This is a genomic window from Bradyrhizobium septentrionale, from assembly GCF_011516645.4.
Classification (GTDB): domain Bacteria; phylum Pseudomonadota; class Alphaproteobacteria; order Rhizobiales; family Xanthobacteraceae; genus Bradyrhizobium; species Bradyrhizobium septentrionale.
On sequence record NZ_CP088285.1, the window covers coordinates 7924300 to 7939242 of the forward strand.

The following is a 14943-nucleotide window of genomic DNA, read 5'->3' on the forward strand; positions in this document are numbered from 1 at the left end:
GCCGAGGCGCCAGCTGGATCAGCCGACGAACTCGGCGACTGACGCCGCATCGTTGTCGGTTGCGAACCCGTACCGCGGATCGAAACCGAGCACGGAGCAGCCGACCAGGCTCGCGGCGACGGCAGGCGTCACCTGCACCTGGAAAAAGCCAAAGCCGTTATTGATGTCCAGATCTTCCTGCTTGAGGTTAATCAGGACCTGTTTGTTATCGTCCGCGCCGGCTTTCGTGCGCTGTGTGATCGCCTTGCCGGCGATGTCCTTTGCGCCGGCGCCGGCGGCCGAGGTCGCCTGCTGGATCTTGGCGTCGACTGTCGCTGCAGCGCCGAGCGCGCCGAGCGAGATCACGGCCATGTAGTTGTGGAACTTGCCGGCATCGATCCAGCCCGTGGTCAGCGCGGCAGCGGACGATTGCGGGTTGATCGAGTCGACGACGCTGACGCGCTGCGACGGTTTGAGATTGGTGTGCATTTGCACTCCTCATGGTTGGGAAACGAAACGCGGCTGTTACTCGCGCCGGCCAGCCGGCGCGCCGTCATTGTCCGACGAGCTCGCCGAGCTCGATCAGCGCGCCTCGAGCGCGACGAAATGCGACTTGGTGTTAGCGCCCTTGGCCGGCGCGACCGGCGCCGACAGGTAAGGCTGACCGCCCATCCGGAAGATCCAGCGGAAGGCCGCCAGGTTGTAGTCAAAGAACAGATGGATCGAGGCGGCGAAATCGATGCCGCCGCCGGCCTTGGTCGCGAGCGCATAGCCCGAGAGGTCGACGCAGGTCAGATCGCCTAGGTCGCCGAGCGTGGCACTGTGCTCGTTGAAGATCAGCGGACGGCCGAGGAAAACGCCGCCATCCGGCGCGCCGGCAAGCGGCTGATTCAGCGGCAGCCAGGCCGGCACGTTGCCGATCGTCAGCTGACCGATCTGCGGCAGGATGTCGGAATTGCCGAGCCACATCGGCCGGCCGCCCATCCGCAGCAGCCGCGAATACATCTTAAGGACGTTCGCGACGTTGATCGTGTCGGCCGCCTGGCCCGCTTCCTTCGAGACGGTCACCAGCGCGGCGGCGTTCATGAAACCGAGCGGCTTGCCCTTGCCGTCGCCGGTCATGACCGCCTCAAACGCTTTCCAGCGGATCGCGTTTGCGGCCTGGTTAAAGATGCGGTTCTGCAACCGCGGCGCATCGTCGAGGACCTCCTGCGACGCCAGCACGAAGGCATAGAGCTCATGCAGCTGGATGATCTCGCCGGTCATCGCGGCCTTTGTCGCGATCAGCTGAGTGCCCTCGGAGCGCCAGGCCGCCTGGACGCCGGACGCGCCCCAGGGCGTGGTCTCGTCCTTTGCGATCGCGATCGAGTTACCCTGCGTCGGCTCCGGATTGCAGAAACCGAGCAGGTTCTGGTCGTCGAAAACGAGCGCCCAGATCTGCTCGCGATACTCGGTCGGCACCAGGAAGCCCTCGCCGCTGCCGCCCTGGTTCTGCTGGAAATTGCTCGGCGCCGCGCCGAGACGCGGATCGAGGCCGCCGCCGGTCATGGCATTGCGAACCGAAACGGCGAATTCCGCGACGCTGCGGAAGCCGCCGGTCCGCTCCGGATTGATGTCGTTGACGACGGTCGCCAGCGCCGGACCGCCGAGCGCGGTCGAGGAGCCGAACAGTGCCGTCCGGCGCAGCTTCTTTTCCTCGGCCGAGATCTGCTTGTCGAGCTCGGCGACCTCGGCCTCGAGCGTGTCGACCTTGGTCTCGAGCTCGCCGACCTGCGCGGTCTCGGCCTCGGTAGGATTGGCCTTGCCCTGCAGCGCGTTGAGCTGCTCGAGCGCGGTTTTGCCGTCCTTTGCCTTGTTGGCGCGGGCCTGGCGCAGCTGCTTGATGTCCACTCGCATGGATCTGTGACTCCTGGTTGGTTGTGTGGTTTGCCTGGACGGAGAAAGAGCCCGCGTTCCCGCTGTCCAGGCGACGGCGCGGGTCGAGCAACTCAGGAATTGAAATGAAAAGGCCTCGGCGGCTGGCCTGCAATGGGTGAGCGGCCGCCTTAGGGCGCGCTAACCGGACACGCGCGTCCGCTCTTCACCAATGAACTGCAGGCGACATGAACCGAAGATGAGAGAGCCGCCAACTGAGGCGGCCTTACTTTTTCGGAAAGAGCTTGTCCCTGACATACCGGGACGTGGGCGTAAGTCGAATGCCGCGCGGCTTACGCCAGATGGCTTTGTCGATCTCTTTCTTGTCGCCAATGGTCAGGGGACCGGATGTTTTTCTGGCGACAAAGATCGCGTCGCTCATCTTTCTGCCTGAGCGGCGGTTCTTTGATTTTACTTCCTTCCAGAGCCGGACGCGCCCGAGCTTGAGCTTGGGTAGCTCCTCTTTGATTTCTCTTCGCAGGCAGTCTTTGTCAGTCTCGCGTGGCCGCTTGCGACCGCCAGGAAACATCCAAAGCCGGTCACTCTTGCGCCGCACCAAAAGAACCTTACCGCGCTTTACGGCTATGAGTTTTGAGGACTTCGCCATTTCCATTTTCGCCGACCAGAATCGGTGAGCAACTATAGCACAATATGGGTTAGGCCTCAGTTTCCGCAGGCTTAAAGCTAATGGGGCACATACTCGTAAACGACGAGAGCCCCAAGTCCGATCATGGCGACCAGAACGGCTATTGCGAGAAGGGACTGCGGGCGCATCAGCATCCTCCTGCTTCCAAAGGACATTCGCCAAGCTACCTCAGTAGTCCGCTTTGGGGTCATTTGCAGGCGTTTCTGAGTCGGTCGAGCCATGTCCGCTCTACGCCTATATGCGCACGACCCGGCTAATCAAATACCAGCGCCGATCGCCGGCGCGAGTTCGGCCGCGGCGAGCGCTGCTGCAGCATGCCGCCGATCACCTGGTCGAGCGTTGCGATCCGGTCGGCCATACCGCGCGCGACGGCCTCGCGCGCGCCGACCATGCGGCCCTGACCGAATTCCTCGCGGACCTTGGTCTGCGACACGCGCCGGCCGCTCGCGACCGCCTTGACGAAATCCGCGCCAGCCTCGTTTGCGCGGCCCTGCAGATAGGCCCTCGCCTCGTCCGACAGCGGCGCAAACGGATGCGCCTCGTTCTTATTCGGCGATTGCTCTGAGCGAACGATCGTCATCTTGATCCCGACCTGGTCGAGCCAGCCAGAAATATCCTGGTGCATGATCATCGCACCGATCGAACCGACGTCCGCGGACGGCGTCATCACCAGCTCGCCGGCCTGTGAGGCGATCCAATAGGCCGCCGAGGCCGCCAGCGTGTTTGCGATCGCGACGACCGGCTTTTTCGCGGCTGCTGCAGCGACTGCAGTCGCCGCCTCGACCGTCCCCGAAACCGTTCCGCCAGGACTATCGACGTCGAGGACGATGCCGGCGACGTCCTGGTCATCGGCCGCGCGCGTGACCTGCGCGGCAATGCCGGACAGGCTCGAGCCGAACCAACTGCCGCGCGGCGTCAGTCCGCCGGCGACCGAGACCAGCGCGATCTTGCTCGCCGAGCTCGAGGCCTGCGCCGCCGCGGCTGCGACGAGCGCCTGGCGCTGCTCGGCGCGAGCCAGGCAATCGGCGAGCGCCGACACCTCGAGCGCGACCAGGGCGTCGATTGACGATATCTGCGTCAGGACTTGGCGCAGATCCGGCGCCGCGGTTTCAATCTTAATCATTGTTGCCGTCCTCGTTTGGAGAGCTCGAGCCGCCGCCGGCGCCGCCCTTATCGTCGCCGCCCTGCGCGCCACCGGCGGAGTCCTTTGTCAGCGGGTTTTTGTACTCATTGCCGCCGGGATCGGTCCGCGGCGACATGTTCTCAAACCGCAGGATGTCATTCGCAGACAACCATTCGCCCTGGCGGCCGATCAGATAGGCCCGATAACGATTCAGCAGATCGCCGCGCAGCAGGCCGAAGAAATTGAACTCGAAAAACAGATTTCCGTTTTCGTTGTCGAGCAGCAGATCCCGCTCGACGCCCTGCTCGATCTCGATCGCGAGCGGCGCGACGCAGCCGACGACAAAATCGAGCGACTGCTGCTCGACGTTATTGTTTGTCGCGCGCTTGAGGCGCGAGGCGCGATGCAGCGGATAGCTCCAAAGGCCGAAAACTGCAGTGTCGGCCGCGTCCTCGGTCTCGAGCAGCTGCGCCTCGGAATTCGTCACCTTGATCGGACTATATTTGACGCCATGCGTCAGCAGCCGATCCTTGTGTCGGTTCATCCCGGTCCCGGCAGCGCGCCAGTTTTCGAGAAACTCGTTTCGATCGGCCTTGTCCTTGAACACGCCGGGATGCTCGAGCGTGCCGCCGGACTGGCCGTTGTTCTTGAACCAGATATCCCCGTAGTCGTGCACGGCGATCGCGCGCGCAAATACGTGGCGCGCGCTATGGAAAATCGGCTCGCCGAGCAATCCGTCCTCGCGCAGCGGATTCGACCGGATATGCCATAGCTCGTCGTCGCGATAGGTCGTCGCTTTGAGCTGCGCGCCCTGGACGATCGTCGCCGGCGGATTGAACGTGTAATACAGATGGCCGTCGATCCCGCGCTCGACCAGCGCGAGGCGTCGCGGATGCAGCCATTCGAGGCCTCCGACTGCGTAATAATTCGAGGCGCGCGGATCGCCTGGCGGCACGATCGCGCAATAGGCATTCCGATAATAAGAAACGTTCCAGGCGAGCTCGCCGACGAGCTCCGCCGGCGTCTGGCGGCCGTTCGGCCTGGCTGCAAATAGCCTGGTCACCGGATGATCCGGCAGCGCCTCGCGCGCGCCATTCGCGCCGCGGCGATAAACCGACGCCGGCAGCGATTTCATCGCCGAGCTAAGGCCGTGACGCACCGCCTGGACGGCGCCGAGCTGGCTGACGTTGCTGTCCCTGACGTCGACGCCGGCGAGCGACATGCGACCGCCGAAATCCGCCCAATATTGCGGATCTGACATGCCGCGCGGCGCGCCAGGATCAAACGCATTGGCGACGGCGCGGAACGCCGAGCCCAGCCCGCTCCTTAAAATTCCCATCAGACCACCGTCAGGATGTCGGCGCCGGTCACGAGCAAGCCGGCCGTTGGATTCCAGCTCATGAGGATCGCGGCCTCGAGCAATGCGATAAATGGGTCGATCTTGGCCGAGCCGGCGACCTGCTTGGTCACCATGTCGGCATTGCCGCGGCGCTCGGTTTTGGCGTTGCCGACAACCCAGGACATAAGACCCTGCCCGGCATGCCAGAAGGTTGCATCGGCGAGCTTGAAATCGAGGCCATAGACCGCCGGCGCGAGCGCCGGGCCTTGCAGCAGACGCCGCAGCATGTCGTCGGTCACGCCGACAGCGGTCAAAGCCTCGATAATCGCCGCCGCCTGATTCGGATCGATGCCGACGCCGTTTTTCTGCGGCAGCAGGCCGCTCGCGACGATGCGAGCGACCAGGACGCCGAGATCTGCGATCGCGTCCGCCATGTCGACGATCGTCATCGACCCTTCCTCGACGAAATCCTGCAGCTGGTTCGCGATGTCTTTCCGCCGCTCGAGGACGATCGGATCTGCCCAGGCGTAGGACCAGGACAGCCAATGCCGCGTACCGCGCTCGCGGCCAATCACCGCCAGGCCGAGGAGGTCGTCGCGGCCGCCGGAGTCGATTCCGATCGTGACGACCTCGCAGCGCGCCAGGATCGCGTCGAGGTCGAGCCCCCTGATGACCTGCGCATCCCAGAGATCCGCGCCGCCCCAACCCTCGTTATTGATGCCCTGGCCGATCTCGATATTGAGATGCTGCGACGCCCAGATCCGGATCGCTTCCTCGCCCTTGTCGCGCTCGCCTTCCCAATCTGCGACGAGCTCCGCCAGGGCCGGACCAGAACGGCCGAGGTTCGGCATCACCATCGGCCAGTTGACCGGGTTCATCCAGCGCGGCTCGACTCCGTTTTTCCGCTCCTCGCGCGTCAGCGTCGCGATATCCGGCGGAAATTCGTACAGCAGCGGTAGCATCGGCCGAATGACCTTGCCGCGATACTTCCCGTCACGAACGTTGCGCGCGAATTTCAGCTCCGACTTGAAGATCCCGGCTGGAATGTCATCGCTCTGCGTCGTCGTCATGACGAGCAGGCCTTCCGGCGTCTTGTCGAGGCCGCCGCGGATCTGGCGCAGTACCTTGGCGCCCTTTGCGTTGAATCCGAGCAGATGGATCTCGTCGAGCAGCACGAAAAACAGGCCCATCGCGCCGGTCAGGATGTTGACGTCGAAAGTTTTGACCTGCGCCTCGGCCTTGGTGACCAGGTCCTCGATCATCATCTCATGATCGTGAGTGCGAAAGCGCCGTTTCAGATCCGGCGACTCCTCGATCATGCCAACCGCCTGGTCATAGGCGCGCGTCGAGATCGCCTGCGTCGGACCGACAAACAGCGCTTTGCCGCGCGGCCGATAGTTCATCAGCATCGCGACGATCAGCAGCGCCGCCGAGTTGGTCGTTTTTGACGATCCTTTCGGCACCAACGCGAGAATGTCGCGGATATGCCGGACCTGGTTGGCCGCATCCCAGCTGCCGAACGCGGCGCGCACCAGCTCGCGAAACCACGGACCGGACGCGGTCCGCATCTTCGGCTTGCCCGGCACGTCAGGCAGCTGGATCTCGTCATAGAACGCCTGCGCCATGTCCGCCTCGCCGGCGAACAGCGGCATATCCGGCATGAGCGAGCGGCCGTCGCGGATGCGCTCGGCCCAATCGACTCGGGACAGATCCCACGTTGCAGCGGCCGGCGCCGCGGGCTCAATTGAGGGCAGCATCAGTGCGAGGTCCCTGCCTGCTGACGGCGCATCATGAGCTCGCCGAGCGGCGTGCCGGCGTCGGGCTGGTGCGCGGCGGCGAGCGCGGCGGCTTTCTTGCCGATCTTCTCGGCCGGCGCCTTTTCAGCTGGCGCCGCCTTGGCTGGCTTCTGCGTCTGGCCGTACAGCATGAGATCGTTGCGCTCGAGATACTTCTGGAATTCCCGGATCGCCGAGACGTTGCCGGCGTTGACGCCGTCCATCAGTTTGACGCCGACCTGTGCGACCAAGCGATCGCGCGCGACGTCCCGGAATTTGAGCTCTGAAAAGTAATGCTTCCGCAGCGTCGGCTGCGTGATGAAGAGCGCCGACGCAATCCGTGCGTTGTTCCAGCCGAGCGCGACTAACAGGCTGACACGATTCCGGTTTTGCTGGCTCGGCACATGCTCCGGCCGGCCGCGCTGCCCCCAGTTGGACGGCACCGGATCGCCGAACAGGTCGAAAACATCGGCCATGATGAAAAAAAACCGTCAGTGTGAGATGGGCCGGTCCGCGGAGAGGCACCCTCGGAGGAAATGCCCACCCCCTACCCCTCTCAATCCCAGACGCCGCGCGTGTGCAGGCTCGCCTGCTCCTCGGCCTGCTTGGCGCTGTCGTGGCATGCCTTGCAAAGTGTCTGCAGGTTGCCGTCATCCCAGAACAGGCGCTCATCACCACGATGCGGGATGACATGGTCGCAAACCAAGAGCGACGTATTCGGCTCGACCCTGCCGCAGCCCTTGCGCTGGCACGTGTAGAGATCGCGCAGGAAGATGCGCAGGCGGAGCGCTCGCCAGCGCGCGAGCTTGTACCAGGCTTTCCAGGGCGGCTGCGTCATCCACAAAAGGAAAGGCCGACCACCTTGCGATGATCGGCCTCAAGTCTAGGGAGGAAACGCCCAAGGAGGGCAGCGATAGCGCGAGGCGCTACCGCGCAACCTATGCTAATGAAAACGCCGACCGCACCAGCTGCGATCGGCGTTGGATCTGGCGAAGATTGAGGCGCGCTCCGCGCGTCCGCCTGGAATCAGGCTCTGCACTTTTAGCCGAGCTGCCGCGCATGCACCGCACCGCGAATTAGTCGATCAGCTCGATCTGCGCCTCGGTCAAACCACTTACCTTGACGCCGTGCTTTCCGTCGCTGACTAAGACGCTGAGTCGGCCTTTTGAGTCAACTCGCTCGATCAGCGCTCGAAAGCCGGAGAACAGGCCATCGGCGACGCGGATCTCGCGCCCTACTCTCATTTCCGTTTCGTCTTTGACCTCGGCGACCGTGATGAAGCCATACCGCAGGAACAGCTGCGCAAGTGCCCATCGGCGCCGTGACGGCAGCATGTTCTCGATTTTGACGATGTCGCGCAGCAGCTGCATCTCGGTCGCGTTGAGCCACGATCGCAGCTCTCCGAACTCGAGCAGATTGTCGACGTCAGGAATGCTGCGGATCTCGGCGAGACGACCTAGCTCGAAATCAGGCAGGAAGATCAGGCCAGGCAGAAACGGCTTTTCGATCCGCCGGCCGAGATGCGGACGCCGGGCCACCTGACCGCTACCGCGCTCGACGAAATGAACGACGGTCGGCGACCAGCCGCTGATGCAGCGCTCGCCGAAAGCCTTGATGACCTTCGCGTCGCGGCCAGGCATGACCTGCAGCACGCGCCAGCTCGCCGGCGTCGCCGGCACCGCCAATCGATCGTTGGTCTCGACATATCCAACGATCTGCCCCTTGCGGTATTGCATGTTCATTCGCTCTCCCCTGCGCCCTGCCACGTTCCATCGCGTCGCGGCGGCCACGGCGCCGGCACGCGAAATCCCTGCTTTGCCTTCCTCAACCGGAAATTTGGATGCGACGCCGAGACGCCGTGAACGCTCGGATCAAACGGCTCGAGAAAGATCCGCTCGGCGTGCGGCTCGGCGCCGATCCAGAGCGCCAGGCGATCGCGCCAGGCGGCAAACTGCGGCGTTCCCTGGTCGACGACCTGCCACGCGTCGCGATCAGTGCCCGCAAATTCGGCCATTGCAGCCAGGTCAGCCTGCGGCCCGCGCTGCACCCAGACGCCCTCGCCGAGATCCTTTTCGCTGAAGATGCGCAACTCGCGCCGTTCGGCGATCTGCATCGCCACCGCCAAGCCCTTGAGCTCGCCCCCTTGCACGAACCGCCGTTGCGGAGGCGCCGCCTTTGCCGGCGCAGCACCAGGCGCAGGGAATTCACGAAAACCTCGCGTCCGCACCCACAGATGAAAATTCATCGGCCGGCGCTGTTTGAGCTCGCGCAGTTTCGCCATGTAGAGCGGCACGGCATGGCCGCACCAGGCCCGATCCTCCTGCGTCAGGAGGCGGAACTCCTCGAGCGCCAGGTCGCGCCGCATGACCTCATGGCCGACATAGCTCTCGAATGCCGCTGCGAACTCGACGGGCTCGCCTTCCTCGATCGTTTTGTGATCGTCCGGAAATCCCCCGGAGGGGGACTTAGGGGGATCTTCCGGTTCAGGTTCAGAGATTAGGCCCTTACCCGAGTGGTAGGGCTGGCGGAGTCCTGGCGCAGGGCTAACCTCCGAATTTAGCCCTATCTGGCTGGTAGGGCTAAATTCGCCCTCGCCGGCGATCGTTTCGTCGAGATCCTCGGCAACCGCACGGCCGGCGGCGCGCGCCTCGATCAGCTCCGGATCGACGTCATAGAGCAGCCGGATCTTGTCGGTTGTCCGCTTGCCGCGACCGTTGCCGTTTCTGTTGCCCTGGTCGTCGATCCATTGGTCCTGACGAGAAATTGCGCCGATCTCCTGCAGCCAGGCCAGGCGCCGGCGAACGGTTTGCGGCGAGATCTCGCAATCCTCCGCTAACGAGGGAATGCTGACGAAACAGGTCCCCTCGGCGTCGACGTAGAGCGTCAACATGCTCAACAGGATCTTGGCCTGAATATTTCGCAGGCGCAGATTGCGCGCCCAACTATGCGCCTCGTCGGCAGCGATGCGGCGGCGCCGTTTCGCGGTCGTCATGGTTTCACGTCCTAAGCAAATTTTTCGGGAGACGCTGACGCAACAAACACTGAAAATTCACGGCCGCGGCTGCAGCAGACGGTCGACGATGTCGCGCGCCGGCAGCCGCGAGAACGCGTCGAGCTCGATCGCGTCGAAGATCCGCTCGAGCCAGTCACGGCGGAAACGGCGCCGTTTGAGCCGCGGCGGATCGACGACGCCGGCCGCGACCGCGTCGAGATCCGGGATCTCGTATTCCTCGAGCTCGCCGAGCTCGGCACCCTTGACGACTAGTTGGCAGATCACGTCGGCGAGAGCCATCGCCGGCGGCCCTCCGGCGGCCAGGCAGCGCACGATCGCGTTAGCTCGAGGCATTGCCGCCCCTGCGCTCCGCCCTGCGCTGGTCGAGCGCGCTGCGGCCTGGCGGAGGATCTCCGAGCACGCCGCCCGTCAGGCCGCGCTCGGCGATCCTGGCGAGCAGCTCGGCACGCTCGCGCAGGCCGGCCAGCGCCGCGGTCCCCTGCTTGTCCTGGACGATGACGGGCTTAGGCGCGGCCGGCGCGATCGACGGCGACAGTACCTCGACGAGCGTCCTCACGATCGCCGGAACGACAGGCCTCGGAGGCGTCGACGGTTTCCGCGGCCTCGGCGGCCGCAGCCCCCGTGCCTTCCAATTCCGCCGCGTCGCGAGGTTGTCGGTCTGCAAATCCGTGTAATAGCGGCGCTCGCAGCCGCCCCGCGATCGGCCCGGCATATGCTGCTCGATCTTGCTCCAAGGCACGCCCAGCACGTCGCGCGCATGCAGCAGCTTTGCGTCCTCGATATCCGTCCAGACCGGATTGCGCTTGCGTTTCTCGGTCATGCTGCGACTGCCTCGCGCCGCGCGTCGCAGGCCGGCGTCGCCGTGCAATGGATGCGCTCCTCGTCGCGCCAGAACTCATCCCAATAGCCGGCAGGACCGCGTTCACGGCGGCCGACCTTGACCATGTCGCATCGGATGCACTGCTGTTCGGTCTTGAGCGGAAATCGGACCTTCTCGCCCCACTTGTGCCGCGTCGAGCTCATGCGCGCCGAGCTCCGACGATCGCCACCTTGCCGAACAGCAGCCGCGAGATCACTTGCTCGCCGCACTCGCAGACCAAATAGTCAATTGGAAATGCCTCGACGATGCCGGCCTGATCGTCTGCATAGACGACGTTGTGAACCTCGCAATCGTCGAGCGTGACGGTTACTGGCAAGTCAGAGAAATGCTCGCGCCAATAATTCGGGTCGCGCGGATCGGCTGAGACTTTCATCACGCCACCCTCCGGACGCGCGCCTCGAGATCCTCGCCGCCAACATCGCCGGCGACGCGTTCAAGACGCTCGCCAGGCAGCCAAGCCGTACGGAACGCTTCGTCACGCCGGGCAGACCAGCCGCGCTGTACCCAGCCAAGGGAATAACCGAACATGAACAGCGCAAACGCGCCGACCGCGATCGCGGCGATCTCAAGTTGCGTCATTGCCGGAGCTCCTGCGCGGCAAGCGGTCGCCTCAATCGAGCCGGGACACTGGTCGGATTGCGATTGCGATCGAACCGCTCGCCCTCGGCGATCGCCAAGGCGACGCCGCGCACCAGGTCGCGCCGATAGCCGGCCGGCTTCCACCATTCGCGCGTCCAGGGCCATTCGTGCGGCACTGCCGGCGATTCCGTGCCGGCATGCAGAACGTAGCTGGCGCCGGCCTTCGCCAGCGTGCCGCGATCGTAACCGTCATCGTGCTCGGTCGACCAACCCTCGCGCTCGATCTGGCGAAAGCGCTCGGCAATAACGGCTTGCATGAACGGCGACAGCGGCCTGCGGATATGCAGCGCCTCGAAAAGCCGGCGCAGCAGATACGATCGGCAGATGGAGATCGCCGTCATGATTAAGGCAAACGTGACGTTTTGCGCGATCGAGACTCTGACGCCGAGCAGCGGCAGGAAATAGATCTGGGCGGCGAGGCTGATGCCAAAGCCAACAACGACGTTGATCGTGCTCTCCGCGAGCGATGCCAGTTTCGTTTGCCTCATTGCCGCAATGCCCCTTTGATGCTTGCCTCGTTTTGCTGCAGCCAGCGCAGCGTATTCGCGGCGGCCTCGAGGCCGTCGCGTTGATAAACCGCCGCGGCCGAGCTCAGCTTGGCGCGCGCGCCGCTGCGTCGATCTTTGATCTCGGTCTCGACCGCAGCGATCTGCCGGAACAGTGCGATCTTGTCGGTCACGCGCGCGCCTCGAGCTCGAGCTGCGCAGGCGATGCGACCAGCTGCGCGAGGAATTCGCGACCGGCGCCGGTCACCTTGACGCTCGACGTCGAGCAATGCGCAAAACCGGCGCCGACCAGGTGCCGGACCATGTCGTCGGAAACCGTCTCGCCGGCGTCGATCGCGAGCAGCGCTGCCTGCATGTCGAGCTCGTCCTCGGTCAGCGGCAATCGCGTTTGCAGCTTGCCGTCGACGACCTCCGCCGCAGCACGATCGCGGCGCGCGAGATCCATTTCAGTTTGCGCGACGACGAGCGCCGGAGCCGGTTTCGGCGTCCGGCGCAGGAATGCCGGGATATCGAGCCCGTCATCGGAAAGGTCGCGTCCAGGTCGGTTCGCCGGCGGCTCGGCTGCATCAGCGCGGCCGGTAACGGCGACGCTCGAAACGACTTCCCCGATCGGCAACGAGGCAACATCGGCCGAAAGGGCTGGATCGCCGGCGTGAGCTCCGGCGTCCGCTAAATGTGAGGCCGCAGCGCTATGGCTACCCGTTGCGGCCTCGTCCGATGACTGACCATCGGCAGTCCGATCGCGCGGCGGTTTTATACCCGCCGGCCCCCCGTCAGGCGCCGAGCTCTCGCCCGCGATCGCTTGGGAATTGATTTCTGCCGCCTCCGCCTGGTTACCCCACGCATCCCAGCCGGCCGGCAATGGATTCTCTGCGTCGACGCGGGCGAACAGCTCGAGCACCGGCACGCCGCCGCCCATCGCCTCGATCATGCGCCGGTAATGCTCCGGCTTGCGCGAGTGGCCGAGCGGACGCGATCGCTCGCGATGGTTGGAGCCGAACTTTTCGCCGCTCGCCGGTTTCGGCAGGCCCTTGCCGCGCTTGAACAGCAGCAGGATCTCGTCCTGGTCGCGCACCAGGACGGCGCCGCCGGCCTCGTCCGGATGCTCATCGTCGTTTTTGGTCCAGACGAACGCGGTCGAATACGCCTCAAAGCCCCACGACAACGCGACGGCCGAGGCGAGCGGCATCTGGACGCGGACCATGATGACCTCGCCGGTCCGGAGATCCGTCGCCTCGATCTCGGCCTCATGCCAGGCGAGCATATGGGCGCGCGGAATCCAGAGAAACAGCCAGGCGTCCGGCAGGACCATGTCCCTGACCGGCAGCGCGCAGATGTCCGCCCATGGCATGGTCGGATAATGGTTTTCATAGGAGCGGCTGGTCACGCCCTGGTTTCGATGCCAGGGCGGATCGGCGTAGATGATCGGATACTTGCGGCCGGTCGGCTGCAGCGCCGAGGCGTCAGACAGCGCCTGCGCCAGACCGCGGCGATGCTCCCTGCCCTTTTCCTCGGCGCCGACCTTGGCCAGGTCCATCGCGACGCGGCCGGCGCCGGCGCGCATTTCCTCCTGGTGACGGTCGAGCGCGGCCTCGAATTCGGCCGGCGGCATCGCGGCCAGGCGCTGCGCCTTCGATGACAGTTTGCGGTCGATCCCGGCCTCGGCAAGCGTCGGCCGGTCATCTTCTGGCTGTTCCGAAACCGAACCGCCAGAAACGTTCCGGCCCCGCAGCTGACCGCGCGATCCGGTATTGAGCCCGACCGTTTCCTTTTGCGCGACGATCATCTCGCCGAGGCGCCGCTCGGCGCGGAAACGCAGCTGCGCCGCCTGGATCTCGAGGTCGCGATCCTTCGCCTGGCGCGCGTAGTGGCGCATTGCCTCGGCCTGGCTGCGGATCTCCTGGACCTCGTCGACCGCGACGGCCTCGGCCAGCGCCTTGCGCGCGGCCTCATAGCGAACGAGTTCGGTCAAAACGGGATCTCCTCGAGTTGAGGCTGCGGCGGCAGGCCGGCGACGAGCTCGCGGACGATGTCCTCGAGCGACGGCGCCGAGCCGCGCCTGCGGCGGTTGGCTGCGTTTTCTTGCTTGGTTGCCCAGCGCAGATTTGCGCGGCGGTTGTCGAGCGTCTGACCGTTGATATGGTCGACGAAATGCGAGCGCAGGTAAGCCTCGTCTCGCGGCTCGGCGAGGACCATGATCTCGCGATGCATGCGGACGGTCGCCCGCGAGACGTCAACGTTGCGCTTCGCGTAGCGCATCCAGTCGCCGCGGCCGGCGTGCCAGACGTTCCAGATCTTTTCCGACAGCCAAGCGTAATCGACGGCGTCGACCAGCGTCCAGATCGGCTCGCGCGCCGATAGCCAGATCCGCCGCCATGGCGTGCCTGTCAGGTCGACCAGGTCCGCCGATGCCTCGAGCTCCTCGCGCGTCTTTGCGAAACAGCCGTGCATCAAAGCATTCCCAGCGCCTGCATGTAGGTCTCGAGGATCGCCTCCTCGGCCTCGCGCTCGATCGGATCGAGCTTGCGCAGCTTGACGATTGCGCGGAGCGCCTTGACGTCGAAACCGTTGCCCTTGGCCTCGGCATAGACGTCGCTGATGTCGTCGGAGATCGTCTTTTTCTCCTCGATCAGCCGCTCGACGCGCTCAACGATCGATTTCAGCTGGTCTTTTGCGATCGTCGTCGCGCGAGTTTCTGCGGCTGGTTTCTTGGTCATGCGATCGCCTCGAGCAGGCCGCCGTCGACGCGGAACGGCCGCGTCTGCGCGTAACAGACGACGTCTTTTCGCTCCCACGCCGGCGGCGTCGGCATGCGCAGGAACGGCTCGCCGTCGAGCATGACGAGCTGCGGGACGTCGTCGTCGGCGACGATCGGCAGACGGATCGCGCCCATGATGCGATTGCGCTCGAGACCGAACAGCACGGCGCGAACGGCGCGGACGGCTGACTTTCCGCTCATCGACGCACCCTGCGGAAACCGGCGCCGGCGTTGCGGCGGCGATCCAGGAAAGGCTGCATCGCGGCGCCGACCGCGGCGAACGCGGCGGCGAGCAGGACGCACCCCATCATGACGAGAAAACGCAGATCGTTGACGTCGACGCCAGCGAGGGTGTTTTGCTCCATGGATTG

At 64.8% G+C, this 14943-nt stretch carries 22 protein-coding genes; all 22 read right to left on the reverse strand.

From position 1 onward, the window contains the following. Window positions 1-18: 18 nt before the first annotated feature. Complete coding sequence (locus tag HAP48_RS39635) at window positions 19-468, reverse strand: hypothetical protein (RefSeq protein ID WP_166204823.1); 450 nt, start codon at window positions 466-468, stop codon at window positions 19-21. 93 nt (window positions 469-561) lie between these two features. Beyond that, window positions 562-1875, reverse strand: a complete 1314-nt coding sequence (locus HAP48_RS39640) for a phage major capsid protein (protein WP_166205239.1) — start codon at window positions 1873-1875, stop codon at window positions 562-564. Between the two features lie 244 nt (window positions 1876-2119). Beyond that, entirely contained in the window at window positions 2120-2500 is a 381-nt protein-coding gene (locus HAP48_RS39645) for an NUDIX hydrolase (RefSeq protein WP_166205240.1), read from the reverse strand. 292 nt (window positions 2501-2792) lie between these two features. Further along, window positions 2793-3662, reverse strand: coding sequence for a S49 family peptidase (locus HAP48_RS39650; RefSeq protein ID WP_210292744.1), 870 nt, complete (start codon window positions 3660-3662; stop codon window positions 2793-2795). Continuing rightward, window positions 3655-5001, reverse strand: a complete 1347-nt coding sequence (locus HAP48_RS39655; RefSeq protein WP_166205241.1) for a phage portal protein — start codon at window positions 4999-5001, stop codon at window positions 3655-3657. The genes HAP48_RS39650 and HAP48_RS39655 overlap by 8 nt, the downstream gene beginning before the upstream one ends. Then, the gene (locus HAP48_RS39660) at window positions 5001-6758 is read right to left on the reverse strand and encodes a terminase TerL endonuclease subunit (RefSeq protein ID WP_166205242.1); all 1758 of its coding nucleotides are present in this window, start codon (window positions 6756-6758) and stop codon (window positions 5001-5003) included. Before HAP48_RS39660 ends, HAP48_RS39655 begins: the two co-directional genes overlap by 1 nt. Next, a complete protein-coding gene (locus HAP48_RS39665) occupies window positions 6758-7252 on the reverse strand; it encodes a hypothetical protein (RefSeq protein WP_166205243.1) in 495 nt (164 codons plus the stop codon). Before HAP48_RS39665 ends, HAP48_RS39660 begins: the two co-directional genes overlap by 1 nt. An 80-nt stretch (window positions 7253-7332) precedes the next feature. Then, complete coding sequence (locus HAP48_RS39670; protein WP_166205244.1) at window positions 7333-7614, reverse strand: HNH endonuclease; 282 nt, start codon at window positions 7612-7614, stop codon at window positions 7333-7335. Window positions 7615-7852: 238 nt separating this feature from the next. Further along, window positions 7853-8518 (reverse strand): transcription termination/antitermination protein NusG, encoded by a 666-nt coding sequence (gene nusG / locus HAP48_RS39675; RefSeq protein ID WP_166204810.1) that lies wholly within the window; start codon window positions 8516-8518, stop codon window positions 7853-7855. Then, on the reverse strand, window positions 8515-9768 hold the full coding sequence (locus HAP48_RS39680) for a helix-turn-helix domain-containing protein (protein WP_166205245.1): 1254 nt from the start codon (window positions 9766-9768) through the stop codon (window positions 8515-8517). Before HAP48_RS39680 ends, nusG begins: the two co-directional genes overlap by 4 nt. Window positions 9769-9825: 57 nt before the next feature. Continuing rightward, window positions 9826-10122: a hypothetical protein gene (locus HAP48_RS39685; RefSeq protein WP_176399246.1), complete on the reverse strand. Its 297-nt coding sequence runs from the start codon at window positions 10120-10122 to the stop codon at window positions 9826-9828. Further along, a complete protein-coding gene (locus tag HAP48_RS39690; protein WP_166205247.1) occupies window positions 10109-10609 on the reverse strand; it encodes an SANT/Myb-like DNA-binding domain-containing protein in 501 nt (166 codons plus the stop codon). The genes HAP48_RS39685 and HAP48_RS39690 overlap by 14 nt, the downstream gene beginning before the upstream one ends. Next, window positions 10606-10812, reverse strand: a complete 207-nt coding sequence (locus HAP48_RS39695; protein ID WP_166205248.1) for a hypothetical protein — start codon at window positions 10810-10812, stop codon at window positions 10606-10608. Before HAP48_RS39695 ends, HAP48_RS39690 begins: the two co-directional genes overlap by 4 nt. Beyond that, window positions 10809-11042, reverse strand: coding sequence for a hypothetical protein (locus HAP48_RS39700; RefSeq protein WP_166205249.1), 234 nt, complete (start codon window positions 11040-11042; stop codon window positions 10809-10811). Before HAP48_RS39700 ends, HAP48_RS39695 begins: the two co-directional genes overlap by 4 nt. Continuing rightward, window positions 11042-11248, reverse strand: a complete 207-nt coding sequence (locus HAP48_RS39705) for a hypothetical protein (protein WP_166205250.1) — start codon at window positions 11246-11248, stop codon at window positions 11042-11044. Before HAP48_RS39705 ends, HAP48_RS39700 begins: the two co-directional genes overlap by 1 nt. Next, the gene (locus tag HAP48_RS39710; RefSeq protein WP_166205251.1) at window positions 11245-11796 is read right to left on the reverse strand and encodes a DUF7220 family protein; all 552 of its coding nucleotides are present in this window, start codon (window positions 11794-11796) and stop codon (window positions 11245-11247) included. The genes HAP48_RS39705 and HAP48_RS39710 overlap by 4 nt, the downstream gene beginning before the upstream one ends. Then, entirely contained in the window at window positions 11793-11987 is a 195-nt protein-coding gene (locus HAP48_RS39715; protein WP_166205252.1) for a hypothetical protein, read from the reverse strand. Before HAP48_RS39715 ends, HAP48_RS39710 begins: the two co-directional genes overlap by 4 nt. Next, the gene (locus HAP48_RS39720) at window positions 11984-13786 is read right to left on the reverse strand and encodes a methyltransferase-A70 family protein (RefSeq protein WP_166205253.1); all 1803 of its coding nucleotides are present in this window, start codon (window positions 13784-13786) and stop codon (window positions 11984-11986) included. The genes HAP48_RS39715 and HAP48_RS39720 overlap by 4 nt, the downstream gene beginning before the upstream one ends. After that, window positions 13783-14265, reverse strand: a complete 483-nt coding sequence (locus HAP48_RS39725) for an HNH endonuclease (RefSeq protein WP_029083915.1) — start codon at window positions 14263-14265, stop codon at window positions 13783-13785. The genes HAP48_RS39720 and HAP48_RS39725 overlap by 4 nt, the downstream gene beginning before the upstream one ends. Next, on the reverse strand, window positions 14265-14531 hold the full coding sequence (locus HAP48_RS39730) for a DUF2312 domain-containing protein (RefSeq protein WP_166205254.1): 267 nt from the start codon (window positions 14529-14531) through the stop codon (window positions 14265-14267). Before HAP48_RS39730 ends, HAP48_RS39725 begins: the two co-directional genes overlap by 1 nt. Continuing rightward, window positions 14528-14773, reverse strand: a complete 246-nt coding sequence (locus HAP48_RS39735; protein WP_035977824.1) for a hypothetical protein — start codon at window positions 14771-14773, stop codon at window positions 14528-14530. Before HAP48_RS39735 ends, HAP48_RS39730 begins: the two co-directional genes overlap by 4 nt. After that, complete coding sequence (locus HAP48_RS39740; protein WP_166205255.1) at window positions 14770-14937, reverse strand: hypothetical protein; 168 nt, start codon at window positions 14935-14937, stop codon at window positions 14770-14772. Before HAP48_RS39740 ends, HAP48_RS39735 begins: the two co-directional genes overlap by 4 nt. Window positions 14938-14943 lie beyond the last annotated feature (6 nt).

What these genes read in the sequence shown, in the direction of transcription:
- HAP48_RS39725 (WP_029083915.1), bottom strand. Translation starts at nt 14,265, where the DNA reads ATGCACGGCTGTTTCGCAAAGACGCGCGAGGAGCTCGAGGCATCGGCG.
- HAP48_RS39710 (WP_166205251.1), bottom strand. Translation starts at nt 11,796, where the DNA reads ATGAGGCAAACGAAACTGGCATCGCTCGCGGAGAGCACGATCAACGTC.
- nusG (WP_166204810.1), bottom strand. Translation starts at nt 8,518, where the DNA reads ATGAACATGCAATACCGCAAGGGGCAGATCGTTGGATATGTCGAGACC.
- HAP48_RS39690 (WP_166205247.1), bottom strand. Translation starts at nt 10,609, where the DNA reads ATGACCGAGAAACGCAAGCGCAATCCGGTCTGGACGGATATCGAGGAC.
- HAP48_RS39655 (WP_166205241.1), bottom strand. Translation starts at nt 5,001, where the DNA reads ATGGGAATTTTAAGGAGCGGGCTGGGCTCGGCGTTCCGCGCCGTCGCC.
- HAP48_RS39695 (WP_166205248.1), bottom strand. Translation starts at nt 10,812, where the DNA reads ATGAGCTCGACGCGGCACAAGTGGGGCGAGAAGGTCCGATTTCCGCTC.
- HAP48_RS39650 (WP_210292744.1), bottom strand. Translation starts at nt 3,662, where the DNA reads ATGATTAAGATTGAAACCGCGGCGCCGGATCTGCGCCAAGTCCTGACG.
- HAP48_RS39685 (WP_176399246.1), bottom strand. Translation starts at nt 10,122, where the DNA reads ATGCCTCGAGCTAACGCGATCGTGCGCTGCCTGGCCGCCGGAGGGCCG.
- HAP48_RS39735 (WP_035977824.1), bottom strand. Translation starts at nt 14,773, where the DNA reads ATGAGCGGAAAGTCAGCCGTCCGCGCCGTTCGCGCCGTGCTGTTCGGT.
- HAP48_RS39645 (WP_166205240.1), bottom strand. Translation starts at nt 2,500, where the DNA reads ATGGCGAAGTCCTCAAAACTCATAGCCGTAAAGCGCGGTAAGGTTCTT.
- HAP48_RS39740 (WP_166205255.1), bottom strand. Translation starts at nt 14,937, where the DNA reads ATGGAGCAAAACACCCTCGCTGGCGTCGACGTCAACGATCTGCGTTTT.
- HAP48_RS39680 (WP_166205245.1), bottom strand. Translation starts at nt 9,768, where the DNA reads ATGACGACCGCGAAACGGCGCCGCCGCATCGCTGCCGACGAGGCGCAT.
- HAP48_RS39665 (WP_166205243.1), bottom strand. Translation starts at nt 7,252, where the DNA reads ATGGCCGATGTTTTCGACCTGTTCGGCGATCCGGTGCCGTCCAACTGG.
- HAP48_RS39730 (WP_166205254.1), bottom strand. Translation starts at nt 14,531, where the DNA reads ATGACCAAGAAACCAGCCGCAGAAACTCGCGCGACGACGATCGCAAAA.
- HAP48_RS39660 (WP_166205242.1), bottom strand. Translation starts at nt 6,758, where the DNA reads ATGCTGCCCTCAATTGAGCCCGCGGCGCCGGCCGCTGCAACGTGGGAT.
- HAP48_RS39705 (WP_166205250.1), bottom strand. Translation starts at nt 11,248, where the DNA reads ATGACGCAACTTGAGATCGCCGCGATCGCGGTCGGCGCGTTTGCGCTG.
- HAP48_RS39670 (WP_166205244.1), bottom strand. Translation starts at nt 7,614, where the DNA reads ATGACGCAGCCGCCCTGGAAAGCCTGGTACAAGCTCGCGCGCTGGCGA.
- HAP48_RS39635 (WP_166204823.1), bottom strand. Translation starts at nt 468, where the DNA reads ATGCACACCAATCTCAAACCGTCGCAGCGCGTCAGCGTCGTCGACTCG.
- HAP48_RS39700 (WP_166205249.1), bottom strand. Translation starts at nt 11,042, where the DNA reads ATGAAAGTCTCAGCCGATCCGCGCGACCCGAATTATTGGCGCGAGCAT.
- HAP48_RS39640 (WP_166205239.1), bottom strand. Translation starts at nt 1,875, where the DNA reads ATGCGAGTGGACATCAAGCAGCTGCGCCAGGCCCGCGCCAACAAGGCA.